23 protein-coding genes are annotated in these 25,612 nt (G+C 71.8%); 5 read left to right on the plus strand and 18 right to left on the minus strand.

What is annotated here, in order from left to right; all coding sequences use genetic code 11:
- Window positions 1-134: 134 nt before the first annotated feature.
- The 6 genes from BLT97_RS10845 to BLT97_RS10870 all read right to left on the minus strand — a co-directional run bounded on the left by BLT97_RS10845 (window position 135) and on the right by BLT97_RS10870 (window position 4,313).
- Window positions 135-977, minus strand: coding sequence for a TrmH family RNA methyltransferase (locus tag BLT97_RS10845; protein ID WP_093608608.1), 843 nt, complete (start codon window positions 975-977; stop codon window positions 135-137).
- Between the two features lie 279 nt (window positions 978-1,256).
- Entirely contained in the window at window positions 1,257-1,643 is a 387-nt protein-coding gene (rplT, locus tag BLT97_RS10850) for a 50S ribosomal protein L20 (RefSeq protein ID WP_093608609.1), read from the minus strand.
- 103 nt (window positions 1,644-1,746) lie between these two features.
- Window positions 1,747-1,941 (minus strand): 50S ribosomal protein L35, encoded by a 195-nt coding sequence (rpmI, locus tag BLT97_RS10855; protein WP_007829094.1) that lies wholly within the window; start codon window positions 1,939-1,941, stop codon window positions 1,747-1,749.
- Between the two features lie 99 nt (window positions 1,942-2,040).
- Window positions 2,041-2,700: a translation initiation factor IF-3 gene (infC, locus tag BLT97_RS10860; protein WP_093609038.1), complete on the minus strand. Its 660-nt coding sequence runs from the start codon at window positions 2,698-2,700 to the stop codon at window positions 2,041-2,043.
- Window positions 2,701-3,090: 390 nt separating this feature from the next.
- Window positions 3,091-3,453: a DUF1844 domain-containing protein gene (locus tag BLT97_RS10865; protein ID WP_093608610.1), complete on the minus strand. Its 363-nt coding sequence runs from the start codon at window positions 3,451-3,453 to the stop codon at window positions 3,091-3,093.
- Window positions 3,454-3,575: 122 nt separating this feature from the next.
- Window positions 3,576-4,313, minus strand: coding sequence for an SseB family protein (locus BLT97_RS10870; RefSeq protein ID WP_093608611.1), 738 nt, complete (start codon window positions 4,311-4,313; stop codon window positions 3,576-3,578).
- A gap of 96 nt (window positions 4,314-4,409) precedes the next feature.
- On the opposite strand from BLT97_RS10870, the gene BLT97_RS10875 reads away from it, so the two are divergent.
- Window positions 4,410-5,291: a serine hydrolase gene (locus BLT97_RS10875; protein ID WP_093608612.1), complete on the plus strand. Its 882-nt coding sequence runs from the start codon at window positions 4,410-4,412 to the stop codon at window positions 5,289-5,291.
- A 215-nt stretch (window positions 5,292-5,506) separates the two neighbouring features.
- On the opposite strand, the gene mycP is transcribed toward BLT97_RS10875, so the two are convergent.
- Both mycP and BLT97_RS10885 read right to left on the minus strand, forming a co-directional pair.
- Window positions 5,507-6,646 carry a type VII secretion-associated serine protease mycosin gene (mycP, locus tag BLT97_RS10880; protein ID WP_093609040.1) on the minus strand — a complete coding sequence of 380 codons (1,140 nt, stop codon included), beginning with the start codon at window positions 6,644-6,646 and terminating at the stop codon, window positions 5,507-5,509.
- Window positions 6,647-6,732: 86 nt separating this feature from the next.
- Entirely contained in the window at window positions 6,733-8,358 is a 1,626-nt protein-coding gene (locus BLT97_RS10885; RefSeq protein ID WP_245769249.1) for a hypothetical protein, read from the minus strand.
- A gap of 242 nt (window positions 8,359-8,600) precedes the next feature.
- On the opposite strand from BLT97_RS10885, the gene BLT97_RS10890 reads away from it, so the two are divergent.
- Window positions 8,601-9,803, plus strand: coding sequence for an amino acid deaminase/aldolase (locus BLT97_RS10890; protein WP_093608613.1), 1,203 nt, complete (start codon window positions 8,601-8,603; stop codon window positions 9,801-9,803).
- Between the two features lie 51 nt (window positions 9,804-9,854).
- On the opposite strand, the gene BLT97_RS10895 is transcribed toward BLT97_RS10890, so the two are convergent.
- The 4 genes from BLT97_RS10895 to BLT97_RS10910 all read right to left on the minus strand — a co-directional run bounded on the left by BLT97_RS10895 (window position 9,855) and on the right by BLT97_RS10910 (window position 14,655).
- Window positions 9,855-10,904 carry a DUF2510 domain-containing protein gene (locus tag BLT97_RS10895; RefSeq protein ID WP_107407006.1) on the minus strand — a complete coding sequence of 350 codons (1,050 nt, stop codon included), beginning with the start codon at window positions 10,902-10,904 and terminating at the stop codon, window positions 9,855-9,857.
- A gap of 105 nt (window positions 10,905-11,009) precedes the next feature.
- Window positions 11,010-11,810: a 3-oxoacyl-ACP reductase gene (locus tag BLT97_RS10900; RefSeq protein ID WP_093608615.1), complete on the minus strand. Its 801-nt coding sequence runs from the start codon at window positions 11,808-11,810 to the stop codon at window positions 11,010-11,012.
- A complete protein-coding gene (locus BLT97_RS10905; RefSeq protein ID WP_093608616.1) occupies window positions 11,807-13,207 on the minus strand; it encodes an aldehyde dehydrogenase family protein in 1,401 nt (466 codons plus the stop codon). Before BLT97_RS10905 ends, BLT97_RS10900 begins: the two co-directional genes overlap by 4 nt.
- 83 nt (window positions 13,208-13,290) lie before the next feature.
- Entirely contained in the window at window positions 13,291-14,655 is a 1,365-nt protein-coding gene (locus tag BLT97_RS10910) for a glutamine synthetase family protein (RefSeq protein ID WP_093608618.1), read from the minus strand.
- Window positions 14,656-14,746: 91 nt separating this feature from the next.
- On the opposite strand from BLT97_RS10910, the gene BLT97_RS10915 reads away from it, so the two are divergent.
- From BLT97_RS10915 to BLT97_RS10925, 3 genes are all read left to right on the plus strand, one after another.
- Window positions 14,747-15,472, plus strand: a complete 726-nt coding sequence (locus BLT97_RS10915) for a FadR/GntR family transcriptional regulator (RefSeq protein ID WP_093608620.1) — start codon at window positions 14,747-14,749, stop codon at window positions 15,470-15,472.
- A gap of 208 nt (window positions 15,473-15,680) precedes the next feature.
- Window positions 15,681-17,144, plus strand: coding sequence for an ethanolamine permease (gene eat / locus BLT97_RS10920; protein ID WP_093608622.1), 1,464 nt, complete (start codon window positions 15,681-15,683; stop codon window positions 17,142-17,144).
- A gap of 56 nt (window positions 17,145-17,200) precedes the next feature.
- Window positions 17,201-17,905, plus strand: coding sequence for a gamma-glutamyl-gamma-aminobutyrate hydrolase family protein (locus BLT97_RS10925; protein ID WP_093608624.1), 705 nt, complete (start codon window positions 17,201-17,203; stop codon window positions 17,903-17,905).
- A 60-nt stretch (window positions 17,906-17,965) separates the two neighbouring features.
- On the opposite strand, the gene BLT97_RS10930 is transcribed toward BLT97_RS10925, so the two are convergent.
- The 6 genes from BLT97_RS10930 to BLT97_RS10955 form a co-directional block, all read right to left on the minus strand.
- Window positions 17,966-18,901, minus strand: a complete 936-nt coding sequence (locus tag BLT97_RS10930; RefSeq protein WP_093608626.1) for a LysR family transcriptional regulator — start codon at window positions 18,899-18,901, stop codon at window positions 17,966-17,968.
- Between the two features lie 49 nt (window positions 18,902-18,950).
- A complete protein-coding gene (locus BLT97_RS10935) occupies window positions 18,951-19,667 on the minus strand; it encodes a helical backbone metal receptor (RefSeq protein WP_093608628.1) in 717 nt (238 codons plus the stop codon).
- A 37-nt stretch (window positions 19,668-19,704) separates the two neighbouring features.
- Window positions 19,705-20,250, minus strand: a complete 546-nt coding sequence (locus BLT97_RS10940; RefSeq protein ID WP_093608630.1) for a helix-turn-helix domain-containing protein — start codon at window positions 20,248-20,250, stop codon at window positions 19,705-19,707.
- 228 nt (window positions 20,251-20,478) lie between these two features.
- Entirely contained in the window at window positions 20,479-21,471 is a 993-nt protein-coding gene (locus BLT97_RS10945) for a hypothetical protein (RefSeq protein WP_093608632.1), read from the minus strand.
- A 155-nt stretch (window positions 21,472-21,626) separates the two neighbouring features.
- Window positions 21,627-24,251 carry an ABC transporter permease/substrate binding protein gene (locus BLT97_RS10950; RefSeq protein ID WP_093608634.1) on the minus strand — a complete coding sequence of 875 codons (2,625 nt, stop codon included), beginning with the start codon at window positions 24,249-24,251 and terminating at the stop codon, window positions 21,627-21,629.
- Window positions 24,244-25,380 carry a quaternary amine ABC transporter ATP-binding protein gene (locus BLT97_RS10955; RefSeq protein ID WP_093608636.1) on the minus strand — a complete coding sequence of 379 codons (1,137 nt, stop codon included), beginning with the start codon at window positions 25,378-25,380 and terminating at the stop codon, window positions 24,244-24,246. Before BLT97_RS10955 ends, BLT97_RS10950 begins: the two co-directional genes overlap by 8 nt.
- Window positions 25,381-25,612: the final 232 nt, after the last annotated feature.

The raw sequence follows: 25,612 nt of genomic DNA on the forward strand, positions 1-25,612 counted from the left end.
GTACCCCACCTCTCGACTCGGTCAGTGGGCCCCCGAGCCCGCCACACTACTAGCTGAGGGTGACGGTAGGGGTGCCCCGTGTACCGGTGAAGGTGAAAGTTCGGCGAGTACGGGGTCGGGCCGGCGAATACGGGTCAGGAACGGGGCGCGGTCCTGCGCTGGGCGCGTGCGGAGGCGTAGAGGCACACGGCGGCCGCGGTGGCGAGGTTGAGGCTCTCGGCCTTGCCGTGGATGGGCACGCGCACCACGGCGTCCGCGAGTGCGCGGGTCTCCTCCGGCAGCCCCCAGGCCTCGTTGCCGAAGACCCAGGCGGTGGGCACGCCCATGGTGCCCTTGTCGAGCTCGTCGTCGAGGTCGTCCTGCCCGGCCCCGTCCGCGGCGACGATCCGTACGCCCGCCTCCTTCAGTCCCTGTACGGCCTCCTCGACCGGCACACCGACGGCGACGGGCAGATGGAAGTGCGAACCGACCGACGCCCGCACGGACTTGGGGTTGTACAGGTCCACCGACGCGTCCGTGAGCACGACGGCGTCGGCGCCCGCCGCATCGGCACACCGCAGCACGGTGCCGGCGTTCCCGGGGTCGCGCACATGCGCCAGGACGGCGACGAGCTTGGGCTTCGCGGCCAGGATCTCCGCGAAAGGCGTGTCCAGGAACCGGCACACCCCGACGAGCCCCTGCGGCGTGACCGTGGTCGAGATATCGGCGATCACGGCCTCGTCGGCCAGATGCACCCGCGCCCCGGCCTTGTGCGCGCTCTCGATGATGTCGGCGTACCGCTCGGCGGCCTCGACGGTGCTGAACAGCTCGACGAGGGTGGGCTCACCCTGCACGTCGTGCCCCGCCGCTTCCCGTACGGCCTGCGGCCCCTCGGCGAGGAACAACCGCTCCTTGGTCCGGAAATTCCGCTTCCCGAGCCGCCGCGCGGCGGCAACACGGGAGGACTTGGGAGAGATCAGCTCAGGGGCGGAAGCCATGAATCAACCTTAGGCATTCAGATCAGGGGCGCGGGATCAGGGGCGCGGGGAACTGCGCAACATGAGGCGCGCGAAGCGTGCCGAATGAGGGGCGCGGGGAACTGCGCAACATGAGGCGCGCGAAGCGTGCCGAATGAGGGGCGCGGGGAACTGCGCGCCCAGCCACGACGATGCCGCAGCCGGCGGACGACGTAGCGGGGCAGATGCGCATCCGAACGCAATCGGACCCGCGGACCATAGGGTCCACGGGTCCGATCAGGGCGCTCAAGAGCGCAAAGCTCAGGCAGCAGCCTTCGGCGCGTTGACGTCAGCCGGCAGAGCCTTCTGCGCAACCTCGACCAGCGCGGCGAACGCGTTCGCGTCGTTGACCGCGAGCTCCGCCAGGATCTTGCGGTCGACCTCGATGTTCGCGGCCTTCAGACCCTGGATGAAGCGGTTGTAGGTGATGCCGTTGGCGCGGGCAGCGGCGTTGATGCGCTGGATCCACAGCTGACGGAAGTCGCCCTTGCGCTTCTTGCGGTCGTTGTAGTTGTAGACCAGCGAGTGGGTGACCTGCTCCTTGGCCTTGCGGTACAGGCGCGAACGCTGACCACGGTAGCCAGAGGCCTGCTCGAGGATCGCCCGACGCTTCTTGTGCGCGTTCACCGCGCGCTTGACGCGTGCCACTTTTAACTCCTTGTAGCGGGGCCGTGGTTGTGTTCACACGGCCCAAGTTCGAATAGGTCCCGGTCCAGGCGTCCGGCCCCCGCCCACAGCGGGGGCCGCGACGTCACTTGCCGAGAAGCTTCTTGATCTTCTTGGCGTCGCCCGGGGCCATCTCGGCGTTGCCGGTGAGGCGACGCGTCAGGCGCGACGACTTGTGCTCGAGCAGGTGGCGCTTGCCGGCGCGCTCACGGAGCACCTTGCCGGAGCCGGTGACCTTGAAGCGCTTGCTGGCACCGCTGTGCGACTTGTTCTTCGGCATAGCGCCGTTCTCTCCTCGTCAGTGGCGCTCCCCCGGCGTGAAACCGGCAGGCGGGAGCGTCAGTTGTATCGGTTGGCGATCCTGGGCTCGCGCCCCGGATCAGGCCTCGGCCGGCTCTTCCGCGGAAGCCTCGGCAGCGGCCTCGGTCGGCTCCTCGCCAGCGACGCGGTCACGACGCGTGGTGGTCGCCGGAGCGTCCGCCTTGCGGGCGGCCTGTGCCTCGCGGGCCTCGGCCATGGCCTCGGTCTTCTTCTTGTGCGGACCGAGAACCATGATCATGTTCCGGCCGTCCTGCTTGGGGTTCGACTCGATGAAGCCGAGCTCCTGGACGTCCTCCGCGAGACGCTGCAGCAGTCGGTAGCCGAGCTCCGGCCGGGACTGCTCGCGACCACGGAACATGATCGTGATCTTGACCTTGTCGCCCTGCTTGAGGAACCGGACGACGTGACCCTTTTTGGTGTCGTAGTCGTGCGGGTCGATCTTCGGCCGGAGCTTCATCTCCTTGATGACCGTGTGCGCCTGGTTCTTGCGCGCCTCACGGGCCTTCATGGCCGATTCGTACTTGAACTTCCCGTAGTCCATGAGCTTGCAGACGGGCGGACGGGCGTTCGCCGCCACCTCGACCAGGTCGAGGTCGTACTCCTGAGCAAGCTCAAGGGCCTTGGCAAGCGGAACAATCCCGACCTGCTCGCCGCTGGGACCGACAAGTCGCACTTCGGGAACGCGAATCCGGTCGTTGATGCGGGGCTCGGCGCTGATGGATCCTCCTAAGTAGCACCTCGCGGGCGGTCTGGCGGACCGCCGCGCAACGTCTGTTTCGTGAGACCTAACCGCGCCGGCACATGAAAAATGCCCCGGACGATCACAGGCGGGGCTCCATACCGGAGCACCACCGCGACGTACGCGGGGCGCATCAGCGACGAGACACACTCGGTGCGTCTGCCGGACCGGTGACCCGCCGCCCTGCTGGGCGGCCAGGTGGGAGATCGGAGCCTCCACTTGTGGGCCGGGCGCCTCGCTTTTCAGCAGGGGTGTCCGGCCGGTCGTTACACAAGGTTAGCAGAGCTTCTGGGGTGCGGCTAACGGCCTCGTATCCGGGCCGTCAGCCCTTGGCCCGGGCTCGCGCCGGGCCGGGGCGGACCGGCTGCCTCAGCCGAAGACGGGACCGGTGTACTTCTCACCGGGGCCCTGGCCCGGCTCGTCCGGGACAAGGGAGGCCTCGCGGAAGGCGAGCTGAAGCGACTTCAGGCCGTCGCGCAGCGGGGCCGCGTGGAAGGAGCTGATCTCGGTGGTGCTGGCGTCGAGCAGGCCGGCGAGGGCGTGGATCAGCTTGCGCGCCTCGTCGAGATCCTTGTGCGCGTCGCCCTCCTCGGTCAGGCCGGCCTTCACGGCGGCGGCGCTCATCAGGTTCACCGCCACGGTGACGATCACCTCGACCGCGGGGACCTCGGCGATGTCGCGGGCCATGGTGTCGAAGTCGGGGGTCTGTCCAGTGGGGCTTGCGTCAGTCATGGCACTCAGCCTAAGTGCGGCCGACCTGTGCTCCGACACCACCCGGCGACCTGCGCTCCGACACCCACCCGGCCGCCTGTGGTCCGACACCCCCGGCCGTGGGCCGTCGTGCCCGGGGCGGCTCAGCTGCGCACGAAGAGCGGCTCGCCGGGCGGTGCCGCCTCGGCGGGCAGGAGCGCGAGGCTGAGGCCGTGCACCAGGCGGGCCCTGAGCGTGTCGTCGGCGGCCAGCTGCCGGGCCACGGCATGGACGCTCGCCTCGGGCGGCATGCCCGGGTCGAGCACCAGGGCGAGGGTGCCGTCGCCCTCCCCCGGGCCCAGATACGCACGCCGCACCGCCCCGATGGCGGCGACGGCGGCGCGCACGGCCTCCGCGACCGCCGGGTCCGCCAGCGGATCCGTCGAGGTGCGGCCCTCCGCCAGCGCGTACAGCGCCCGCCGCGGCAGCTCGAACGCGACCGGCCCCGCCAGGTCGAGCACGATCGTGTCGGCCTTCTCGTGCGCGGCCGCGCGCAGGGCCTGCTGCATCGGGACGGCGACCGGGCGGGCGGCCGGGTCCCACAGGGCGAGGGCCTGGGTCGAGGTGAACGCGGGGAGCGCGGTGCGGCCGCCGGCCTTCAGCGTGGGCACGGCCATGTCGCTGTTCTTCTCGCGCTTGAGGCCGTTCTCGTCCGTCTCGACCTCGCCGAGCACCGCGACGACGGGGACGAGGAGCCGGGCGTCCTTGAGTGCGGCGAGCACCCGGCTCTCATGCGCGGGTGTGCGGTCCGCGGCCCAGGCGGCGAGCGCGGCGCTCAGCTCGGGGTCGGCGGAACCGTCGTCGTTCGCGTACCCGTGGTCGGGAATGTTCTTGTTCACCACGGTTCCCGACCCTACAGATGTGGGGGCGGTCGAGTTCCCAGCGGGTTCTGAGGCCGATCTCACGCTGCGCACAGACAGAGGGCCGAGCGTCGCGGCATGCGTCTCGCCCGTTCGCTCGTCCTGCCCCTGCTGCTCTGTGCGCTCGCCGGTTGCGGCACCGACCGCGCGCCCGCCGTGAGCACGCCACGGCAGGCGCCCGCCGCCCAGGAGGCACCCATGGAGCCGGACAAGGACGAGCAGCTCGCGGCCGCACTGGATGCCGTCACGACGACCGGCGAGGTGCGTTTCGCGGTCGCGGTGCTCGATCCGGCCGACGGCAGCACGGGCGTGTACGGGGACGAGGGGCCGTACGACACGGCGAGCATCGTGAAGGTGGACATCCTCGTCGCGCTGCTGCTGCGGGCGCAGGACGAGGGCCGTGAGCTGACCGGGCAGGAGCGGGCCCACGCGCACGCGATGATCACGAGCAGCGACAACGCGGCGGCCACCGCGCTGTGGGCGGTGATCGGCGGCGCCGAGGGTCTCGATGCGGCCCACGCCCGCCTCGGGCTCGACGCGACGCGGGCCGGCACGGAGGGGCGCTGGGGCCTGACCCAGACCACCGCGGCCGATCAACTGGTGCTGCTCGACGCCGTGTTCGGGCAGCCGGAGGCGCTCACGGCCGCGTCGCAGGCGTACGTACGGGGGCTCCTCGATGCGGTGGTCGAGGGGCAGGACTGGGGCGTCTCGGCGGCGGGCGATGACGACGACGGGGACGAAGGCGACGGCTCCGGAACCGGAAGCGGCGGGTGCGCGCTCAAGAACGGGTGGCTGCCGCGTTCCGCCACCGGGCTGTGGGACATCAACAGCATCGGCCGGGTGACGCTCGACGGACGGGAGCTGCTGATCGCGGTGCTGTCGGACGGGCACACGACGAAGGAAGCCGGGGTCGCGCTGGTCGAGCGGGTGGCGCGGGCGGCGGCGCGCGCGGTGGTCTAGGACAGGCCCGGTGCCGGGGTTTTCAGGGCAGGCCCGGTGCCGGGGTTTTCCGGACAGGTCCGGTGCCGGGTTTTCAGGTCGGGCCCGTCGCCAGGGTTCTCAGGTCGGGCGCCGCGTGCGCCACAGGACCGTCGCCGCCACCAGCAGGCCCGGTGCCGGGGTTTTCCGGACAGGTCCGGTGCCGGGTTTTCAGGTCGGGCCCGTCGCCAGGGTTCTCAGGTCGGGCGTCGCGTGCGCCACAGGACCGTCGCCGCCACCAGCAGGCCTGCGCCCACGGCGCCCACGGCGAGGCCGAGCCAGCTCGATGTCCCCGCGTCCGTCTCGCGCTTGGCGGGGCCCTGGCCGAAGTACTTCTTCGGGTAGGCCTGTGCCGCCGCGGGCTTGAGCTCCGCGCCCGCCTCGATCGCGGCCACCGGGTCGATGAACCCGTAGCCGAAGGAGTCGTCGCGGCCACCCGCGGGCGAGTCCTCCGCGGTGGTCTCCACCAGACGCTTGACCTGGGCCGGGTCGAGGTCCGGGTGGGCGGAGCGGATCAGCGCCACCACGCCCGAGGCGAACGCGGCGGCGGCCGAGGTGCCCCAGCCCTTGTAGTACTCGCGGTCCGGTCCGGCCATCACGATGTCGTCCCCGGGCGCGCTGACGGTCGCGTACCAGCGGCGCGTGGAGAACGAGGCGCGCGCCCCGTAGCGGTCGACGGCCGTGACGGCGATGACGCCGGGGTAGGCCGCCGGGTACGAGATGTGGTCGCCCTTCTCGCCGCCGTTGCCGGCCGAGGCCACGACCACCACGCCCTTGCTCAGCGCGTACTGCACCGCGGCGTCCTCGCGGGCGTCGGCGTGCGCGGACTCGCTGTCGTCGCCGAGCGACATGTTGATCACGTCGGCACCGTGGTCGGCGGCCCAGCGGATCCCGTCCGCGAGGGCGGTGCCGCGCGTGTTGCGGGCCTTCGTACGGGACTTGTCGCCGTCCTCGAGGATCACCCGCACGGGGAGGATCTTCGCCTCGGGCGCGATGCCGAGGACACCGTCCGCCCTGCCCGGGCCGTGCCCGTGGCCCGCGATGATGCCGGCCATGTTGGTGCCGTGCCGGGCCCAGGCCTTGTCGCCCTGCCGGGCGCCGAAGCCGATCATGTCCTTGCCCTTGAGGACGTTGTCCTTGAGGTCGGGGTGGGTGCCGTCCACGCCGGTGTCGAGGACCGCGACCGTGATGCCACGCCCCTTGGTGGTGGCCCAGGCCTTGTCGGCGTCCAGGGCGTCAAGGGCCCACTGCTGGGCGCGGATGGTGTCGGCGTGCGCGTTGCTCGCCGGCAGCACGACGAGGCCGCCGGCGAGGAGCACGGCGCCGAGAGACCGCAGCCGCGGCCGGCCGCCGGTGGACCGGGGCCCCGTACCGCCACGGCGAGTGGACCGCGGCCACGGACCGCGGCCGGTGGAACGCGAACTCACGACTCTTCCTCCGCGGCCTCGGCGGCCTTCTTGCGCAGGCCCCGCTCGATGCGGTCGGCCAGGCCCTTCGCCTCGTGCCCGAGTCCGGACTGCGCGGGCGCGCTGGTGGCGCCCTCGGCCATGGCCTTCGCGGCCGGCTCGGGGGCGTCGACCGTACGGCCGTCCGCGAAGCCGGAGACCGCGAACACGACGACCGGCGCGTCGCTGAGCACGGACACGCTCCAACTGGCCCGCTGCCGGGGCCCGAAGCCCTCGGCGACGGTGCCCTTGACCGGGTGGGTCAGCGGCATGAGGTCGGGGTGCGCGGCGAGGCCTTCCTTCGCGAAACGGGTGCGCAGGGCGCCCATCGCCTCGGCGTCGGCTTTGGTGAACACCATGCCGACGGTGGTCACATGGCTGCGCGTGGCGTCGGTGTACGTGGCGCGCACGAGCCGTGCGCAGCCGGCCGGTTCGAGCGCCTTGCGCAGCATCGGGTCCAGGCCCTTGGCGCAGGTGGTGTCCGGTGCGACGCCGAGGCGGGTCCAGCGGCGGTCCGCGCCGCCGGGGCCCGCGCCGTCGCCCACGACGGTGGGCGGGAAGAGGGTGTCGACCGGCTGGCTGTGCCAGGCGTCCGCGGCGGCGGCGAACACGCTCGCGTCACGGGAGGCGGCACCGGACTCCCCGGTCAGCCAACTGCCGGTCACCGCACCGGTGATGAGCCCGACGCCGAGCACCAGGCAGGTGGCCGCGGCGGCGACCCGGGCACGGCTGCGGCGGACCGGCCGCAGCCGGGTGGTGTGGTCGTCGAAGGCGGCGGGTGGCATGAAGACCAGCGGAGGGCCGGCGTCGGGCCGCGGGGTGAGGTCCACGGAACCGACGGGGCGACGGTGCCGCGGGGGCGCGGTGCCGTGCGCCGCGGGCAGGCCGGGACGCGATGCCCCGGTGACCGGGCGCCGCGCGGTCTCGGGCGGCAGCGGTCCTGCGGTCACGGGGCGCAGCCGGGTGGTGGTCTCGGCGGGGGTCTCCGGGCCGGGTGGGGTGCGCCCCGTCTCCGGCTCCGTGTCCGGATTCGTGTCCGTACGGAACGAGCTCCCGATCTCCGTACGGAACGAACTGCCCCTCTCCGTACGGGAGGTGCGGCCCGTCTCCGTACGAGCTGCGGCGGCAGGTCCGGCGTGCCGATCACCGGCCGTCAGCGGAGAGGATTGCGAACGGGAAGGCGAACTGCCCTGCGTGGCCCCCTCGTTGACAGGTGCGGCACCCGACGTGCCGTCGCCGGTGAGCGGCGCCCCCGGCGGCTTGGGCGGCACGGCAGGCCTCGGCGGTACGGGGCCGGGGGCTCCGCTGCCGGAACCGACGGCCGCAGCGCCCTCGGCGGCGCGGCGGGCGCGGGCCGCTCGGCCGTTCGCCACGGCGTCCGCGCGCAGCGGCGGTCCGGTCGGAGCTGCGGGCGGCGCAGGGGCCCGGTGCGGAACGGGAACGCCGGTGGGCGGCGTCGTGCTGCCGTCCTCATTCGGCGGCAGGTCGTCGGCCGCCGCCGGGTCCGGCACGGGGGCATGGTCCGGCAGCCGCGTGGACGGGAGCGGCGGAGGCGGGGACGCGGGGCGCGGCGGGATGTCGGCGCGCTGCGCTTCGATGCTCATCCACCCCCCGTTCACCGTACTCACGGACCGGGCCCTCGCCGGCCGCCGATGTGGACGCCTGCGGCGGGCGTCCGGCGCCCGTCACCCGTCTCGATCACCTGCGGGGACAGGCCCGTTCCACCCTGCCTGCGCGTCACTCTACGGTCTCGCGGTGTGCATGCGGGAACCAGTCCGCAGGTCAGGGACGATCTGTCCGGATCATCCCCCTACCACGGGGTAATCGTGTCTGGCAGGCTGCCTCCATGACAGCCCTGGCCTCTGATCGCGCCCGCTACGACCGCGCCACCGCCGAGCTCGACGCGCCTCTCGCCATCGTCGACCTGGAGGCGTTCGACGCCAATGCCGACGACCTCGTACGGCGGGCCGGCGGCAAGCCGATCCGCGTGGCCAGCAAGTCGGTGCGCTGCCGTGCGCTGCTCGAACGGGTCCTGGCCAGGGACGGCTTCGCCGGGATCATGTCGTTCACGCTCACCGAGTCGCTGTGGCTCGCGCGCTCCGGCTTCGAGGACGTCCTGCTGGCGTACCCGTCCGCGGACCGCGCCGGCTTCGCCGAGCTGACCGCCGACCCCAAGCTGGCCGCCGCGGTGACCGTGATGATCGACGATCCCGCGCAGCTGCGGCTGATCGACGCGGCGCGGGACGGCGGGCGGGAGGAGGTACGGGTCTGCCTCGAACTCGATACCGCCCTGAAGCTCCTGGGCGGCCGGATCCGTATCGGGGCGCGCCGCTCCCCGCTGCACTCCCCCGCCCAACTCGCCGATCTGGCCCGGGCGGTGGACCGCACGCCGGGGTTCCGGCTGGTCGGGATCATGGCGTACGAGGGGCATGTCGCCGGGGTCGGTGACGCGCTGGCGGGACGGCCGCTGCGGTCCCGGGCGATCCGGGCGATGCAGAGTGCCGCGCGGCGCGAGCTGGCCGCGCGGCGGGCGGAGGCCGTGCGCGCGGTGCGGGCGGTGGCGCCCGGTCTCGAATTCGTGAACGGGGGCGGCACGGGGAGCGTGCAGCACACCGCCGCGGAGGAGGCCGTCACGGAGATCGCGGCCGGGTCGGGGCTGTATGTGCCGCGGCTCTTCGACAACTACACCTCGTTCACGGCCCGTCCGGCCGCGCTCTTCGCGCAGCCCGTGGTGCGCAGGCCCGGGGTCGGGGTCGTCACCGTCCTCGGCGGCGGCTATCCCGCCTCCGGTGCGGCGGGCCAGGACCGCTCGCCCGTGCCGTATCTGCCGGAGGGTCTGCGTTACGACCCGCAGGAAGGCGCGGGCGAGGTGCAGACCCCGCTGCTCGGGTCGCCCGCGGACGACCTGCGGATCGGTGACAAGGTGTGGTTCCGGCATGCGAAGGCCGGTGAGCTGTGCGAGCGCTTCGATGCGCTACACCTGGTCGAAGGCGACCGGATCACGGCGACGGTGCCCACGTACCGGGGGGAAGGGCACACCTTCCTCTGACGGCCCGCCCTCGCTCCTGCGAGGGGCCGCACCCGCGGCGGGCCGGCGCGCTCACGGTGCGATGGTCGAGCCGACCCCTCCGTCGGTGCCGCCCTGGTCGCCGATGCGGCGGATGCCGTCGGTGATCTCGTCCATGAGTGCCAGGGGCGGCCCCTCCACGGCGTCGAAGGCGAAGCGCACGACGACCAGGGATTCGCTGCCGGGCTTGGGGAACACCACGGACTGCACGTAACCGCCGGCGCCCGCCTCGGTCCTGACCCGCCAGCGCACCAGGTAGCCGGTGGAGCCGGCGACCACGACCCGCTCGGCCTTGAGCTCGCTGTGCGAGGCGATGCCGTTGTACGGGCGGCGGTCGACCACGTCGCGGTCGTAGAAGCGCTTGGCGGCCTCCGGGATGTCGCTCTTGGCGACCGTCTCCGGATCCGTGCCGGCGCCGGCCGCCGCGGTGCGCGAGGTGACCCTGCCGTGGTGGCAGAACCCCGCGTCGCCGGGGCAGTCGTAGGTGCCCTCGGTTGTCATCGTGACGGCCTTCTCGACCGTGTGCTGCGGCTTCTCCCAGCCGTCGGGTATCGGCAGCGTGATCCCGTTGAGCTGGTCCTCGAGGACCTTCGGGTCGCCCGCGGGCGCCGAGGACTCGCTCTGCTCCGGCGTCTCCTGCGGGGACGTGGCCTCGGCCGTCGGGCTCGTACGGGTAGCGGCGCCGGGGTCGGGCTTGTCGTCCTTGCCGAGCACCACCACGCCGGTGACGATCGACGCCACGAGGACCACCCCGGCCGCCGCCAGGGCCACCACTTTCGCGCGCCCGCCCGTCCCGCCCGGGCCTCCGGAGCCGGCCGACCCGGGCGGACCGAACCCTCCGGTCGCGCCGGACTGCCCGAACTCCCCAGGTTGACCGAACTGCCCAGACTGACCCGGCTGGCCGAACTGTCCAGGATGGCCGAACTGTCCCGATTGACCGGCCTGTTGGCCCTGCCCCGGATCCAGCCCCTGCCCCTGCGCGATGCGCAGGTGCGGGGTCCACGCGGTGCCGTCCCACCAGCGTTCGTGGGACGGCGCCTCGGGGTCCTGGTACCAGCCGGCCGGCGTCGGGGGCATGCTCATCCGGCCACCCTAGGCGGTGGTGTCCGGCGGGGTACACCGGGTTCCGGGGCTTCCCGGGCCTCCCCGCGACCACGGCCACCCACCGCCCGTATCAACGTGAACTCCTTACACCGGGGTCACGTACGCACCGGAGATGCCGCCGTCCACCAGGAAGTCCGTGGCGTTCACGAACGAGGAGTCGTCGCTCGCGAGGAAGGCCACCGCGGCGGCGATCTCCTCGGCCTCGGCGAAGCGGCCGACCGGGATGTGCACGAGGCGCCGGGCCGCGCGCTCGGGGTCCTTGGCGAACAGCTCCTGAAGGAGCGGGGTGTTGACGGGCCCCGGGCACAGTGCGTTGACCCGGATGCCCTCGCGGGCGAACTGCACGCCCAGTTCACGGGACATGGCGAGGACACCGCCCTTGGAGGCCGTGTACGAGATCTGCGAGGTGGCCGCGCCCATGCGGGCCACGAAGGAGGCCGTGTTGATGATGGAACCCTTGCCCTGGCGGCGCATGTAGGGGATGGCCGCCTTGCAGCACAGGTACACGGAGGTCAGGTTGACCTCCTGGACCCGCTTCCAGGCCTCCAGACCGGTGTCGAGGATCGAGTCGTCGTCGGGCGGCGAGATCCCGGCGTTGTTGAAGGCGATGTCCACCGAGCCGTAGGTGTCGTAGGCCGTCTTGAAGAGCGCCTCGACCTGTTCGGCGTCGGTGACGTCCACCCGTACGAACGTGCCTCCCACCTCCTCGGCGGCGGCCTTGCCCGCGGTCTCGTCGATGTCGCCGCAGACCACGTGCGCCCCCTCGGCGGCGAGCCGGCGTGCGGTGGCGAGGCCGATGCCGCTGCCGGCTCCGGTGATGACGGCGGTGCGGCCGACGAGGCGGCGGCAGACGGGGGCTTCGGTGGATGCGGGCTGCTGCGTCACAGTGCGGGACCTTCCGTGCTGATGAAGACGTTCTTGGTCTCGGTGAAGGCGGTGAGGGCGTCGGGGCCGAGCTCACGGCCGAGGCCCGACTGGCCGTACCCCCCGAAGGGGGTCCAATAGCGCACGCTGGAGTGCGAGTTGACGGACAGGTTGCCCGCCTTGACCGCGCCGGAGACGCGCAGGGCGCGGCCCACGTCGCGGGTCCACAGGGAGCCCGAGAGGCCGTACGAGGTGGCGTTGGCCAGGCGTACGGCCTCGGCCTCGTCCTCGAAGGGCAGCACCACGGCGACCGGCCCGAAGACCTCCTCGACGCACACCGGGGCCGAGGGGTCCACGTCCGTCAGGACGGTCGGCGGGAACCAGAAGCCCGGCCCGTCCGGTGCCGTCCCGCGGATCGCTGCCACGTCGGGCACGTACGAACGCACCCGCTCCAGCTGGGACTTGGAGATCAGCGGGCCCATCTGGGTCTTCTCGTCCGCCGGGTCGCCCACGACCACCGACTCGACGGCGGGGGCGAGCAGGCCGAGGAAGCGGTCGTACACCGAGCGCTGCACGAGGATGCGGGTGCGGGCGCAGCAGTCCTGGCCGGAGTTGTCGAGGAAGGACATGGGGGCGGCCGCGGCGGCGGCCTCGATGTCCGCGTCGGCGAAGACGATGTTGGGGCTCTTGCCCCCGAGTTCGAGCGTGACGCGCTTCACCTGGTCCGCGCACTTGGCCATGATCTGCTTGCCCACGCGGGTGGAGCCGGTGAACACGATCTTGGCTACGCCCGGGTGCACCACCAGCGCGTCGCCCGCCACGTCGCCCGCGCCGGGCAGGACCTGGAAGAGGTGCTCGGGAAGGCCTGCCTCCAGGGCGAGTTCGGCCAGCCGCAGGGCGGTGAGCGGGGTGGTCTCGGCGGGCTTGAGCAGGACGGCGTTGCCCGCGGCGAGCGCGGGGGCGGTGCCCCAGGCGGCGATCGGCATCGGGAAGTTCCAGGGTGCGATCACGCCGATGACGCCGAGCGGCTCCTGGAAGGTGACGTCGATGCCGCCCGGGACCGGGATCTGCCGCCCGGTCAGGCGCTCCACTCCCCCGGCGGCGTACGCGAAGAGGTCACGGGCGTTGCCGGCCTCCCAGCGGGCGTTGCCGATGGTGTGCCCCGCCTCGCGCACCTCCAACTGAGCCAGGTCTTCGCTGTGTTGGTCGATCGTGTCGGCGACTCTGCGCAGGATCCGCGCGCGGTCGGCCGGGGCGAGTGCGGCCCAGGCCTCCTGCGCGCGGGCCGCACGGGTCACGGCGGCGTCGACCTCGGCGGGGGTGGTGGCGGGGACGGTCGCGACCAGCTCTTCGGTCGCGGGGTTGAGTACCTGGTGCTCGCGGAGCGGGGCCTCATGGGAATGGTGCTCGTGGGGCAAGTCAGTCCTCACAGGTGCGGGTGTGCGGGAAGCAAGGGACTTTCGGGTGTACGGGGACCAAGGGACCGTGCAGCGAGGCGCCGTCAGTGGCGCTCGAACGACCGCCGCAGCTCCCAGTCCGTGACGGCGGCGTCGAAGGCGTCGAGCTCGACCTGCGCCATGTTCCGGTAGTGCGCGACCACTTCGGGGCCGAAGGCGGCCTTGGCGATCGGGCTGTTCTCCCACAGCTCGGCCGCCTCGCGCAGGGTCGTCGGGACGTGCTCGTAGTCGGCGGTGTAGGCATTGCCCGGGCAGGCGTCCGGGAGTTCGAGCCGCTGCTCGATGCCGTACAGACCGGCGGCCACCATGCCCGCGACGGCGAGGTGCGGGTTCACGTCGCCGCCCGGCAGCCGGTTCTCGAAGCGGGTGGAGCGGCCGTGGCCGACCACGCGCAGCGCGCAGGTGCGGTTGTCGTGACCCCAGGCGACGGCGGTCGGCGCGAAGGAGCCGGGCTGGAAGCGCTTGTACGAGTTGATGTTGGGCGCGTAGAGCAGTGAGAACTCGCGCAGCGCGGCCAGTTGGCCCGCGAGGAAGTGGCGCATCACATCGGACATGCCGTGCCCGTCGGCCCCCGGCATGACGTTGGCGCCCTCGGCGTCGGTCAGCGAGAGGTGGATGTGGCAGGAATTGCCCTCGCGCTCGTTGTACTTGGCCATGAAGGTGAGGGCCATGCCCTCCTGCGCGGCGATCTCCTTGGCGCCCGTCTTGTAGACGGCGTGCTGATCGCAGGTGACCAGGGCTTCGTCGTAGCGGAAGGCGATCTCGTGCTGGCCGGGGTTGCACTCGCCCTTGGCGGACTCGACGGTCAGACCGGCCGCGCCCATCTCGTTGCGGATGCGGCGCAGCAGCGGCTCGATGCGGCCGGTGCCGAGGACGGAGTAGTCGATGTTGTACTGGTTGGCCGGGATCAGGCCGCGGTAGTCGCGGTCCCAGGCCTCCTCGTAACTGTCCCGGAAGACGATGAACTCCAGCTCGGTGCCGACCTGCGCGGTGTAGCCGAGCTCGGCCAGGCGCTCCAGCTGGCGGCGCAGGATCTGCCGGGGCGCGGCGACTACGGGGCCGCCGTCGTTCCAGGCGAGGTCCGCGATGAGCATCGCGGTGCCTTCGTTCCAGGGGACGCGGCGCAGGGTGTCGGTGTCGGGATGCATGGCGAAGTCGCCGTAGCCGCGGTCCCAGCTGGACATCGCGTACCCGTCGACCGTGTTCATCTCGGTGTCCACGGCGAGGAGGTAGTTGCAGCCCTCGGTGCCGTGCTCGAGCACTTCGTCGAGGAAGAAGCCGGCGGCGAACCGCTTGCCCTGCAGGCGGCCCTGCATGTCCGGGAAGGCCAGGACGACGGTGTCGATCTCGCCGCTCGCGACGAGGGCACGCAGCTCCTCGACGCCCAGCGGGGCGGTGCGGTGGGCCACGGGGACTCCTTCTTGGGCGTACCGGAGTGGCTTCTGCCGGGGTGGCTTAAGGTATTGCTTCAGACCATTCCTTGGGAAGGGGAAACGGCCGATGACCACAGCCGAACGGATGGACCGGCTCGCGCGGGTCCTGCGTCCGGTGCGCGCGGGCAACGGTTTCGAGGAGGCCCTGGAGCAGATCCTCCAGGTCATCCGCCTGGGACTGGTCGCGGCCGGTGAACGGCTTCCCGCCGAGCGGGAGTTGGCCGAACAGCTGGGCATCAGCCGGGTGATGCTGCGCGAGGTGCTCCGCGTCCTCCAGGACGAGGGCCTGGTGGAGAGCCGGCGCGGGCGCTACGGCGGCACGTTCGTGCGGGCGCGCCCCGACGCGACCGGCGAGGCGGAGCTGCGCCGCCGCATCAAGGACGTGGACGTGGAGGACGTGCTGCGCTTCCGCGAGGTCCTGGAGACCGGCGCCGCCGAGCTGTGCGCCTCCCGACCGCTCACCAAGAAGCAGGCGCAGCACCTGAGTTCGGCGCTCACGGCCACGCACGACGCACCGCTCGCGGACTACCGCCGCCGCGACACCCTGCTGCACCTGACGCTCGCCGAGCTCTCCGGCTCCCCCTCGCTGACCGCCCACTACGCGGCCGTACGCGCGCAGGTCAACGACCTCCTGGACTGCATACCCCTGCTCGTACGGAACCTGGAGCACTCGCAGGCGCAGCACACGGCCCTCGTACAGGCCGTGCTCGACGGGGATCCGGGGCGGGCCCGGGCGGCGATGCGCGAGCACTGCGCGGGGACGGCGGCGCTGCTGCGGGGCTTCCTCACGTGACCCTGCATGGGCTTCCGCACGTAACCCTGCACGGGCTTCCTCACGTAACCAGGCACAAGACGCCGGGCGCAGGTTGGGCACCGCGGTAACCGGAAAGTAACGCAAGGGACTTGCGCTCCGCGCGGCCGCACCGCAATGGTATGCACTCGCTCCATTGAAGGCACCTGAAGCCACCCGATGCCCACCGGCCCTGAGCGGGAGCCCAGTGATGACCCAAGCGCGTCCAGAGAGCGGCAACACCCCACCCACCGTCGGCGGCGACAGCGACGACGAGTATCTGAAGCGGCGCGCCCTCCAGCGCGGCAGCGCCGGCTGGCTGCTGCTCACCGGCCTCGGCGTGGCCTATGTCGTCTCCGGCGACTTCTCGGGCTGGAACTTCGGCCTCGCCGAAGGCGGCTTCGGCGGTCTCGCGATCGCCACGGTCCTCATGGGCCTGATGTACGTGTGCATGGTCTTCTCGCTCGCCGAGCTCTCCGCCATCCTGCCCACCGCGGGCGGCGGTTACGGCTTCGCGCGGCGCGCGCTCGGCCCCTGGGGCGGCTTCCTGACCGGTACGGCGATCCTCATCGAGTACGTGCTGGCGCCGGCCGCGATCTCCATCTTCATCGGGGACTACGTCGAGTCGCTCGGCCTGTTCGGCCTGGAGTCGGGCTGGCCGGTCTACCTCGCCTGCTTCATCCTCTTCATCGGCATCCACCTGTGGGGCGTGGGCGAGGCGCTGCGCTTCAGCTTCGTCGTCACCGGCATCGCCGTGGCCGCGCTGCTGATCTTCGCGGTGGGCGCGTTCATGGAGTTCGACGCGAGCGGCCTGAACGACATCAAGGTGGACGAGAGCGCCTTCGGCGCCAACTCCTGGCTGCCGTTCGGCCTGTTGGGCATCTGGGCGGCCTTCCCGTTCGGCATGTGGTTCTTCCTCGGCGTCGAAGGGGTGCCGCTGGCCGCCGAGGAGACCCGCGAGCCGGCCCGTACGCTGCCCAAGGCCATCCGCTGGTCGATGGCGATCCTCGTCGTCCTGGCCCTGCTCACCTTCTTCGCCTCGGCGGGCGCGCGCGGCTCGGCCGCGATCCAGGAGGCGGGCAACCCGCTGGTCGAGGCGCTCCAGCCGGACGGCGAGGCGACCTCGCTCAGCCGCATCATCAACTACGCGGGGCTCGCGGGCCTGGTGGCCTCCTTCTTCTCGCTGATCTACGCGGGCTCGCGCCAGCTGTTCGCCCTCTCGCGGGCGGGCTATCTGCCGCGCTTCCTCTCTCTCACCAGCAGCCGCAAGGCGCCCTACCTCGGTCTCCTGGTGCCCGGCGCGATCGGCTTCGCGCTCGCCGCGGGCAGCGGCGACGGTGCCCGGATGCTCAACATCGCGGTGTTCGGCGCCACCATCTCGTACGCCCTGATGTCCCTCTCGCACATCGTCCTGCGCCGCCGCGAGCCGGGACTCCACCGCCCGTACCGCACCCCCGGCGGCATCGCGACCTCGGGCATCGCGCTGGTCCTCGCGCTCTCCGCGCTGGTCGCGACCTTCCTGGTGGATGTCACGGCGGCCTTCATCGCGCTGGCGGTGTACGTGGTGGCCATCGCGTACTTCGGGATCTACAGCCGGCACCACCTGGTGGCCAAGGCGCCCGAGGAGGAGTTCGCCGCACTGGCCGAGGCGGAGGCCGAGTTGAAGCGCGACTAGCGCGGCAGCGGGCAGAGTGGAGGGATCGGTTCTCGACGTTCCTTGGAGGGTGACGGGTGAGCAGCAGGCCGCTGATCGGGGTCAGCACGTACATGGAGTCGGGTGCCCGCTGGGGTGTGTGGGAGCTCGACGCGGCCCTGCTGCCCGTCGGCTACCCACGCCTGGTGCAGGCAGCGGGCGGGCTCGCGGCGATGCTGCCGCCGGACGATCCGGCGCACGCGGCGGCGACGGTGGCGCGCCTGGACGGCCTGGTGATCGCCGGTGGTCCCGATGTCGAGCCCGTACGGTACGGGGCCGAGCCGCACCCGCGGACCGGGCCGCCCGCGCGGGACCGCGACGCCTGGGAACTCGCCCTGATCGACGCGGCGTTGGCCGCCGGTGTGCCGCTGCTCGGGATCTGCCGCGGGATGCAGCTGCTCAACGTCGCGCTGGGCGGGACACTGGTACAGCATCTGGACGGGCACACCGGACCGGTCGGCGAGTTCGGTTCGCACAAGGTGCAGCCCGTGCCGGACACCCGGCTCGCCTCGCTGGTGCCGGGTCCTGACGAGGTCCCGACGTACCACCACCAGGCCGTCGACCGCCTCGGCCGCGACCTCGTGGCCTGTGCGCACGCGGCGGACGGCACGGTGGAGGCGGTCGAACTGCCCGGGCCGGGCTGGGTGTTGGGCGTGCAGTGGCATCCGGAGATGGGGACGGATCTGCGGGTGATGCGGGGGCTGGTGGCGGCGGCAGCGGCCTCGTCGGTACGGGGCGGCTGACGCAGGTACGGCTCCGTCCGTGCCCGGCGGCACGGACCGAACCCAGCGGCACGGACCGACTCAGCCGGTGCGCGTCAGCGACAGCAGATCCCGCGCCGGTCCGACCGGCCGGTGCCCCGTACGCCACACGGCGCGCAGCGCCCGGTCGAGAGCGATCCCCTCGACCGGGACCCGCACCAGCCTGCGGGCCGCCAGCTCCTCCCCCACCGCCAGCTCGCTGAGCACCGAAGGACCCGCGCCACTGAGGACGGCGGCTTTCACTGCCGTGGTGGAGGCCAGCTCGATCAGCGGATCCGCGAGGCCACCGAGCGCCGCGTCGAGCACCTGGCGGGTGCCCGAGCCGTGTTCGCGCAGGATGAGCGGTGTCCGCGCCAGCTCCTCGGGAGCGAGGGGGGAACGGCGGCGGGCCCAGGGGTGGCCGGGCGCGGCCACCACCACGAGATGGTCGCGCGCGACCACCGCGCCGGTGAGCCCCGAGGGCACGGTGAGCCCTTCGACGAAGCCGAGGTCGACCTCGTCGGCGAGCAGGCGTTCCACCACGAACTGCGAGTTCCCCGCGAGGAGTTGGACCGCCGTCTCGGGACGCTGGTGGCGCAGCGCGATCAGCCAGCCGGGCAGCAGGTACTCCGCGATGGTCATGCTGGCGGCCACCCGCAGCCGCTGGTCGCGCCGGTCGCGCAGGGCCTGCGCCCCGGCGTCGAAGGCCTCCGCCGCCTCGACGATCCGGCGCGCCCAGTCCGTGACCAGCGCGCCCGCGGCGGTGAGCTTGGAGCCGCGCGGCGAACGGTCCACGAGGGCGACGCCCAGCTGCCGTTCCATCGCCCGCACCCGGCTGCTCGCGGCCGGCTGGGTGATACCGAGCTCCTTGGCCGCGCGCCCGAGGCTGCCGAGCCGGGCCACCGCGAGCAGCAGTTGCAGGGCCCCGAGCTCGGGCACCCGATGGGCGAGCCGGTCGGCCTCGACCGGCTCCTGACCTGCGTTGACCCGTGTACCCATAACGGCAGCTTATGCCTACAAACCCGGACACGTGCGGGTGGGGCCACCGTCAGCGGACAGCTGCCCGCAGCGCCGAGCCGAGCCGGGCGGGGGCGGCCACGAGCGACGGGCCGTACCAGGTGAGCGCGCGCCCGTCGACGAGCGCGGCGGGCAGGCCGGGGAAGGCCTCGGGCCCGTCCTCGGCGGTGAAGCGGTACGGCTCGTCGGGCAGGACGACGAGGTCGGCCGCCCGCCGCGCGTCGAGGACGATCCGCGGATAGCGCTCGGCATGGTCGGCGTACACGTTCCGTACGCCGAGCCGCGCGAGCAGATCGCCGGCGAAGGTGTCCGCGCCGAGCACCATCCAGGGGCGGCGCCAAATCGGAACGATCGCCCGGCACGGCGCGAGGGCCGGTGGCGCGGCCCAGGCCTCGGCGGCCTCGTCGAGCCAGGACGGGCGCGGCAGTCCGAGCACGCCGGTGAGCAGCCGGTCGAGCTCGGCGAGCGCCTGCGGGAGCGTGCGGATGTGGGTGACGAGCACGTCGAGGCCGGCGGCGCGGAGCGCGTCGAGGTCCGCGGGCCGGTTCTCCTCCTCGTTGGCGATCACGAGGTCGGGGGCGAGCGCGACGATCCGGGGCACGTCCGGGTTCTTGGTGCCCTTGATCCGTACGACGTCGAGGCCGGCCGGGTGCGTGCACCAGTCCGTCGCCCCGACCAGGAGCTCGGGCGCCACGGAGGCGACCGCTTCGGTGAGGGAGGGGACGAGCGAGACGACCCTGCGCTTCACGCCGCGCTCCGGCGCCGCGGAGCGCGTGCCCCGCGGCTCACTCGTGCTCGGCCTTGATGTGCTCGGCCACCGCCACGATCAGGACGCGGGTGTCGGGCACGGCCGCGCGCCAGCGGTGCGGGACTCCCCCGGACAGGAACATCGTGTCGCCGCGCGCGAGCCGGTAGGCGCGGCCGTCGGCCTCGACCTCGACGGCGCCTTCGGCCACGTACATCAACTCGTCGTTGCGATGGCGGAATTCGCGCCCCGAGTCGTGGTCGCCCACGAACTCGAGTGCGTGCAGCTGGTGCTTGCCGTGCACCAGGGCGCGCACCGTGGTGTCCTCCTCGGCGGGCGCGCCGCGCACCACCTCGACGATCCGCTCGGCGTCGGCGGCCGACAGGAGTTCGACGGCCGTGGTGCCGAGGGCGTCGGCGACCCGTTCGAGTGAGTGGCTGCTGGGGCGGGCCCGCTCGTTCTCGATCTGGCTGAGGAAGGGGACGGACAGGCCGCTGCGCGCGGAGACCGCGGCAAGGGTGAGGCCGAGTGTCCTGCGGCGTCGCCGGATGGCCGAGCCGACCCGCCCGGAGTACTTGTCGTCCATGCCGGCCCCCCTCACTGCGCTGCGGTCAGATCGCTGTTCCCAGCACCCTACGCAAGGGCAGCCGCCGGTGCCCTGTCAACTGGTCTGCTCGTACGAGGAGCTGCCCGCGCCCGTACGGGAACCGGCCACCCGCCGGGTCCGCACGGAGGGCTCCTTCCGAGAGCGGGCGCGCCGGATCCGCACGGAGGGCTCAGCCCTACAGCGAGCGCGCCCGGCCCCGCACAGGGCTCAGTCCGACAGCGAGCGCCAGAACAGCAGCTGCCCCGCCTCGCCGTCCGCCGCGCCTTCCTGCGGGATGAACGCGCTCACCAGGAGCGACGGTGCGCCGTCGGGTGCGGTGAGCAGGGAGACCGACGGGTTGGCCACGGCGGTGCTGCCGCCGTGGGTGCGCACGGTCAGGAGGTCGGCCCGGCGGCGCGCCGGATCGTAGACATACGTGCGCCAGCTGGCGAAGTCGTCCCGCAGCCGCTGCCCTTCGATGACGACCAGATCGCGGCCGTCGAGCATGACCGGCGAGCGGTCGCCGATGTTGCCGCCGCTGCCCCAGGAGCGCAGCGCGGTGTCGAGGGCGAGGTCGGGCTCGGCGTGCCAGGTGGTGAAGTCCTTGAGGGTGGCGCGCAGTTGGCGGTCCACGTCACAGCCGGACCGGTAGTGGCCGGTCAGCTCGATCGTGGTGCCGCGGATCGCGGTGATGGCCGGGGTGCCTTCGGCGCAGCGCGAGAGCGTGCGCGGTGCGTCGAAGGAGCGGTCGGCGTTCCCGGTCAGGAGGGCGTCGAGGCTCGCGTATCCGCGGACCGCTATGTGGTTGCGGGGATCGCGCTCGAAGGCGAGGACCCAGCCGCCGGACGGGTCCTTGGCGAGCGTGGCCTGATGGGTGCCGGGGCCGAAGTCGTGCCGGCGGGTCCAGGTCCTCAGGTCGGTGGAGGTGGCGACGGCCGCGTGGAAGCGGTCGTCGCCCAGGACCGAGTGGTACACGGCGAGATATGTGCCGTCCTCGGCCTGCCGTATCTCGGCGGCGTCCATGGTGCGGCCGGTGTCGTCCCTCAGGGCGTACGCGTACCCGTCGGCCTCACGCGCGTCCCCGGCCAGCTCCGCGAGGCGTCCCGCGGCGGCCGAGACGGGGGCGGCGTCGGCGCGGCCGACCTGGAGCAGGGCCACGATCAGGGCGAGGGCCAGGACGGCGGCGGCGCTCAGCGGGAGGGCACGGCGGGACGGGGACACGCTGACCGAGCGTAAGGAACGGGTAAGGCCGAGCGGAACGCACAGAAGGGTGGGGTTCACCACAGACCGTGGAGAACCCCACCCTTCGGGCGGCGGACGATCAGCGCGCCCGGTGCCGGATCACCTCATCGCACCGGCACGGAGCACCGCACCGCTCACTTCACCGGCGCGAACTGGTCCAGCAGCTCCGGATGCGCGTCGAGCCAGCGGCGGGCGGACGCCTTCTGGTTCTTCGGGTCGCCCTTCTGGATCTCGACCTCCAGGGAGGCGAGCTGCTCCTCGGTCATCTTGAAGTCCTTCAGCCACCCGTTGAGCTCCGGGAAGTCCGCGGCGAAGTCCTTCTTGCCCATGATGTGGATCTGCTCGCCCTCGCCCCAGGCCTTCTTCGGGTCCTCGAGCTTCTTCAGGTCGTACTTGCCGTACGCCCAGTGCGGGGACCAGAGCGTCACCACGACCGGCTCCTTCTTCTTGATGGAGCGGTCGAGCTCGGCGAGCATCGAGGAGGTCGAGGAGGAGACGACCTTGTACTCGCCCTCCAGGCCGTACTCCTTGAGCACCTTCTCGTTCAGGGTCTTCATCATCCCGGCGCTGGCCTCGATGCCGATGATCTTGCCCTTGAACTTCTTGCCCTGGCCCTTGAGGTCCTCCAGGGAGTCGATGCCCTTCACATACGAGGGCACGGTCAGCTCCAGGGAGGTCGGGCCGTACCAGGAGCCGACGTCGGTCAGCCTGTCCTTGTAGCGGTCGACGTAGTCCTTGTGCGTCGTGGGCAGCCACGAGTCGAACTGGACGTCCATCTGCCCCTGCGCGAGCGCGGTGTAGAGCGGACCGGGGTCGAGCTGCTTGTTGGAGACCTTGTAGCCGCGGTCCTCCAGGATGTTCTGCCAGAGGTACGTGGAGGCGATGGCCTCGTCCCACGGGAAGTAGCCCATGTTCACGGTCTTGCCGGCGTCGCGGCCCTGCTTCTTCGCGCCGCCGCCGGGGACCGGGGCGAGCTTGTCGACCAGGCCCGGGTTCTTCTTGAGCCAGGTCTGCACACCCTGCTGCTCGTTCTTCTCACCGGCCGCCTTGATGTCGTTCTCCAGGCTGGTGAGCTGGTCCTCGGTGAGCTTGAAGTCCTTCAGCCACTTGGCGACCGTCGGGTCCTTCTGCGAGAAGCCCTTGTGCGCGACGGTGTGGATCTGCTCGCCCTTGCCCCAGGCGCCCTTCGGGTCCTCGAGCTTGGTCAGGTCGAACTTCCCGTACGCCCAGTGCGGCGACCACAGGGTCACCACGACCGGCTCCTTCTTCTGGATGGAGCGCTCCAGCTGGGCCAGCATCGAGGAGGTCGAGGAGGAGACCACCTCGAACTCGCCCTCCAGGCCGTACTCCTTGAGCACCTTCTCCTTGAGGGTCTTCATCATCCCGGCGCTGGCCTCGATGCCGATGATCTTGCCCTTGAACTTCTTGCCCTGGCCCTTGAGGTCGTCCAGGGACTTGAAGTCCTTCATGTACGACGGGACGGTCAGCTCCAGCGAGGTCGGGCCGTACCAGGAGCCGAGGTCCTCGAGGTTGTCCGCGTTCTTGTCCCAGTAGTCCTTGTGCGTGGTGGGGAGCCACGCGTCGGTCTGGAAGTCGATGTCGCCGCGGGCGACGCCGGAGTAGAGCGGGCCGGGGTCGAGCTGCTTGACGTCGGTCTCGTAACCGCGCTGCTCCAGGAGCTCCTTCCAGAGGTACGTGGACGCGATGCCCTCGTCCCACGGGATGTAGCCCATGTTGATCTTCTTGCCCTTGCCGATGTCGGCGGCGGCGGTCTGCGGGCCGGAGTCGTCCTTCGAGCCGGCGAAGTTCATGCCGCCCGCGACCAGGGCGAGCACGACCACACCGACGGTGGCGACGGCGGTGCCGGGCTTGTAGTGCACGAACTTGAGGCGGCCCGCGGCAGCGGCGGCCTTCGCGGCGGCGCGGCGGCCGAGCGGCGAGACGCGCTGGTTGAGGGCGCCGGTCATGCGGTCCAGGTACATGGCCAGGATGACCACGGCGACACCGGACTCGGCGGCGAGGCCGACCTGGAGCTGGGTGATCGCGGCGTACACCTTCTCGCCGAGGCCGCCGGCGCCCGCCATGCCGCCGATGACGACCATCGACAGGGCCAGCATGATGACCTGGTTGATACCGGCCATGATCGTGGGCAGCGCGAGCGGCAGCTGCACCCGGGTCAGGGTGTGCTTGGGGCTGGTGCCGAAGGCCTCGGCGGCCTCGACCAGTTCGCCGTCGACCTGGCGGATGCCCAGTTCGGTCATACGGACGCCGGGCGGCATCGCGAAGACGATGGTGGCGATGACGCCGGGTGTGACGCCGACGCCGAAGAACATCACGCCGGGGATCAGGTACACGAACGCCGGCATGGTCTGCATGACGTCGAGCACCGGGCGCACCGCGCCGCTGACCCGCTTGTTCTTGGCGGCCCAGATGCCGAGCGGCACGGCCAGGACGACCGTGATCACCGCGGCGACGATCACCAGGGACAGCGTCGCCATGGCGTCGTCCCACAGACCGAGCGAGTCGATCAGGGCGAAGCCGACGAAGGCGAGGACGCCGGGCAGCAGACCGCGCAGCCAGCAGGCGATGACGGCGAAGATGCCGGCCACGAGCAGCGGTTCGCCGCCGCTGAGCACGGAGTCCACGCCCTGGTACATGCCGTCCAGCACGCTGTTGACGAAGCCGAAGAGCCCGGCGAGGTGGGACTGGAGCCAGTTGACCGTGTCCTCGACCCACGAGCCGAATTCGAACCTAGGCATCGGACTTCACCGCCTTCTCGGTCGTACGCGGGGCAGGCACGGTGTCCTTCATCCCTCCGAGGACGGCGGCGGCCTCGATCCCGGCCTCCAGCTGGGCCTCGATCTGCGCCTCGTCGGCGAGCGCGGAGAGCACCTTCTCGCGGGCCACGACCCCGACGAGGTCACCGTCGTCGTCGGTGACGGGGATCTCGGTGGTGCCCTCGGCGAGCGCGGCGAAGAGTTCGGCGACCGGGGTCTCGGTGCTGACGGAGGAGGCGTCCTCCTCGTCGAACGCGGCGTCCGCGGCCACCTTCTCCATGATCGAACCGGCGGTGAGCACCCGGCTGCGGTCCACGTCCTCGACGAACCGGCGCACGTAGTCGTTGGCCGGACGGATCAGGATGTCCTCGCCGGTGCCGGTCTGGACGATGCGGCCGTCGCGCATGACGGCGATCTGGTCGCCCAGGCGCATGGCCTCGTTGAGGTCGTGGGTGATGAAGACGATGGTCTTCTTCAGGGTCTTCTGCAGTTCGAGCAGCTGGTCCTGCATGTCGCGGCGGATCAGCGGGTCGAGGGCGCTGAACGACTCGTCCATGAGCAGCAGGTCGGCGTCGGTGGCGAGCGCGCGGGCCAGGCCCACGCGCTGCTGCATGCCGCCGGAGAGCTCGTCCGGCCAGGACTTCTCCCAGCCCTTGAGGCCGCACAGTTCGAGCGCCTCGGTGGCGCGCTTGAGACGCTCCTCCTTGGCGACGCCCTGCACCTCGAGTCCGTACGCGGCGTTCTCGACGACGCTGCGGTGCGGGAAGAGGGCGAAGTGCTGGAACACCATGCTGATCTTCTTGGAGCGGACCTCGCGCAGCTTCTTCGGGCTGAGGTGCGTGATGTCGTCCCCGTCGAACAGGACGCGCCCCGCCGTGGGCTCCAGGAGTCCGTTGAGCATGCGCAGGAGCGTGGACTTTCCGGAGCCGGACAGGCCCATCACGACGAAGATCTGCCCCGGCTCCACGGTGAACGAGGCGTCGATCACCGCTGCCGTGGTGCCTTCGGCACGCAGTTCGTCGCGGTCGGCGCCGGCTTCGAGCTTGCGCACCGCGTCATCGGGCCTTCTGCCGAACACCTTGTACAGGTGCTCCGCCTGGAGCCTGGACATAAAACCTCTCGGGTCGTACGTAAGACGGCCCGCCTCCCCCGCCGGCGGGCCGTGGAGCTGCGCGGGGTCCGCCCGCTGCCCGGCCGGGAAATGGTTGTATCCGGCACGGGTCTGCTCCGGCTGCGCGCCTGCCCTGCGTATGCACGAACAAACGGAAAGTGATCCGGTTCACATTTTGTTCATCTGCGGAACGGAACCGCGGCGCGTGGCCCCGCGCGGCACCCGGTCACCC

The organism is Streptomyces indicus (assembly GCF_900100315.1).
In the GTDB taxonomy this organism is placed as follows: domain Bacteria; phylum Actinomycetota; class Actinomycetes; order Streptomycetales; family Streptomycetaceae; genus Streptomyces; species Streptomyces indicus.

Bases quoted from the DNA above. Each gene is read 5' to 3' on its own strand.
- BLT97_RS10955 (WP_093608636.1), bottom strand. From the start codon at position 25,380: ATGTCCAGGCTCCAGGCGGAGCACCTGTACAAGGTGTTCGGCAGAAGG.
- eat (WP_093608622.1), top strand. From the start codon at position 15,681: ATGACCCAAGCGCGTCCAGAGAGCGGCAACACCCCACCCACCGTCGGC.
- BLT97_RS10865 (WP_093608610.1), bottom strand. From the start codon at position 3,453: ATGACTGACGCAAGCCCCACTGGACAGACCCCCGACTTCGACACCATG.
- BLT97_RS10895 (WP_107407006.1), bottom strand. From the start codon at position 10,904: ATGAGCATGCCCCCGACGCCGGCCGGCTGGTACCAGGACCCCGAGGCG.
- BLT97_RS10940 (WP_093608630.1), bottom strand. From the start codon at position 20,250: ATGGACGACAAGTACTCCGGGCGGGTCGGCTCGGCCATCCGGCGACGC.
- BLT97_RS10885 (WP_245769249.1), bottom strand. From the start codon at position 8,358: ATGAGCATCGAAGCGCAGCGCGCCGACATCCCGCCGCGCCCCGCGTCC.
- BLT97_RS10875 (WP_093608612.1), top strand. From the start codon at position 4,410: ATGCGTCTCGCCCGTTCGCTCGTCCTGCCCCTGCTGCTCTGTGCGCTC.
- BLT97_RS10845 (WP_093608608.1), bottom strand. From the start codon at position 977: ATGGCTTCCGCCCCTGAGCTGATCTCTCCCAAGTCCTCCCGTGTTGCC.
- BLT97_RS10915 (WP_093608620.1), top strand. From the start codon at position 14,747: ATGACCACAGCCGAACGGATGGACCGGCTCGCGCGGGTCCTGCGTCCG.
- BLT97_RS10890 (WP_093608613.1), top strand. From the start codon at position 8,601: ATGACAGCCCTGGCCTCTGATCGCGCCCGCTACGACCGCGCCACCGCC.
- rpmI (WP_007829094.1), bottom strand. From the start codon at position 1,941: ATGCCGAAGAACAAGTCGCACAGCGGTGCCAGCAAGCGCTTCAAGGTC.
- BLT97_RS10950 (WP_093608634.1), bottom strand. From the start codon at position 24,251: ATGCCTAGGTTCGAATTCGGCTCGTGGGTCGAGGACACGGTCAACTGG.
- BLT97_RS10930 (WP_093608626.1), bottom strand. From the start codon at position 18,901: ATGGGTACACGGGTCAACGCAGGTCAGGAGCCGGTCGAGGCCGACCGG.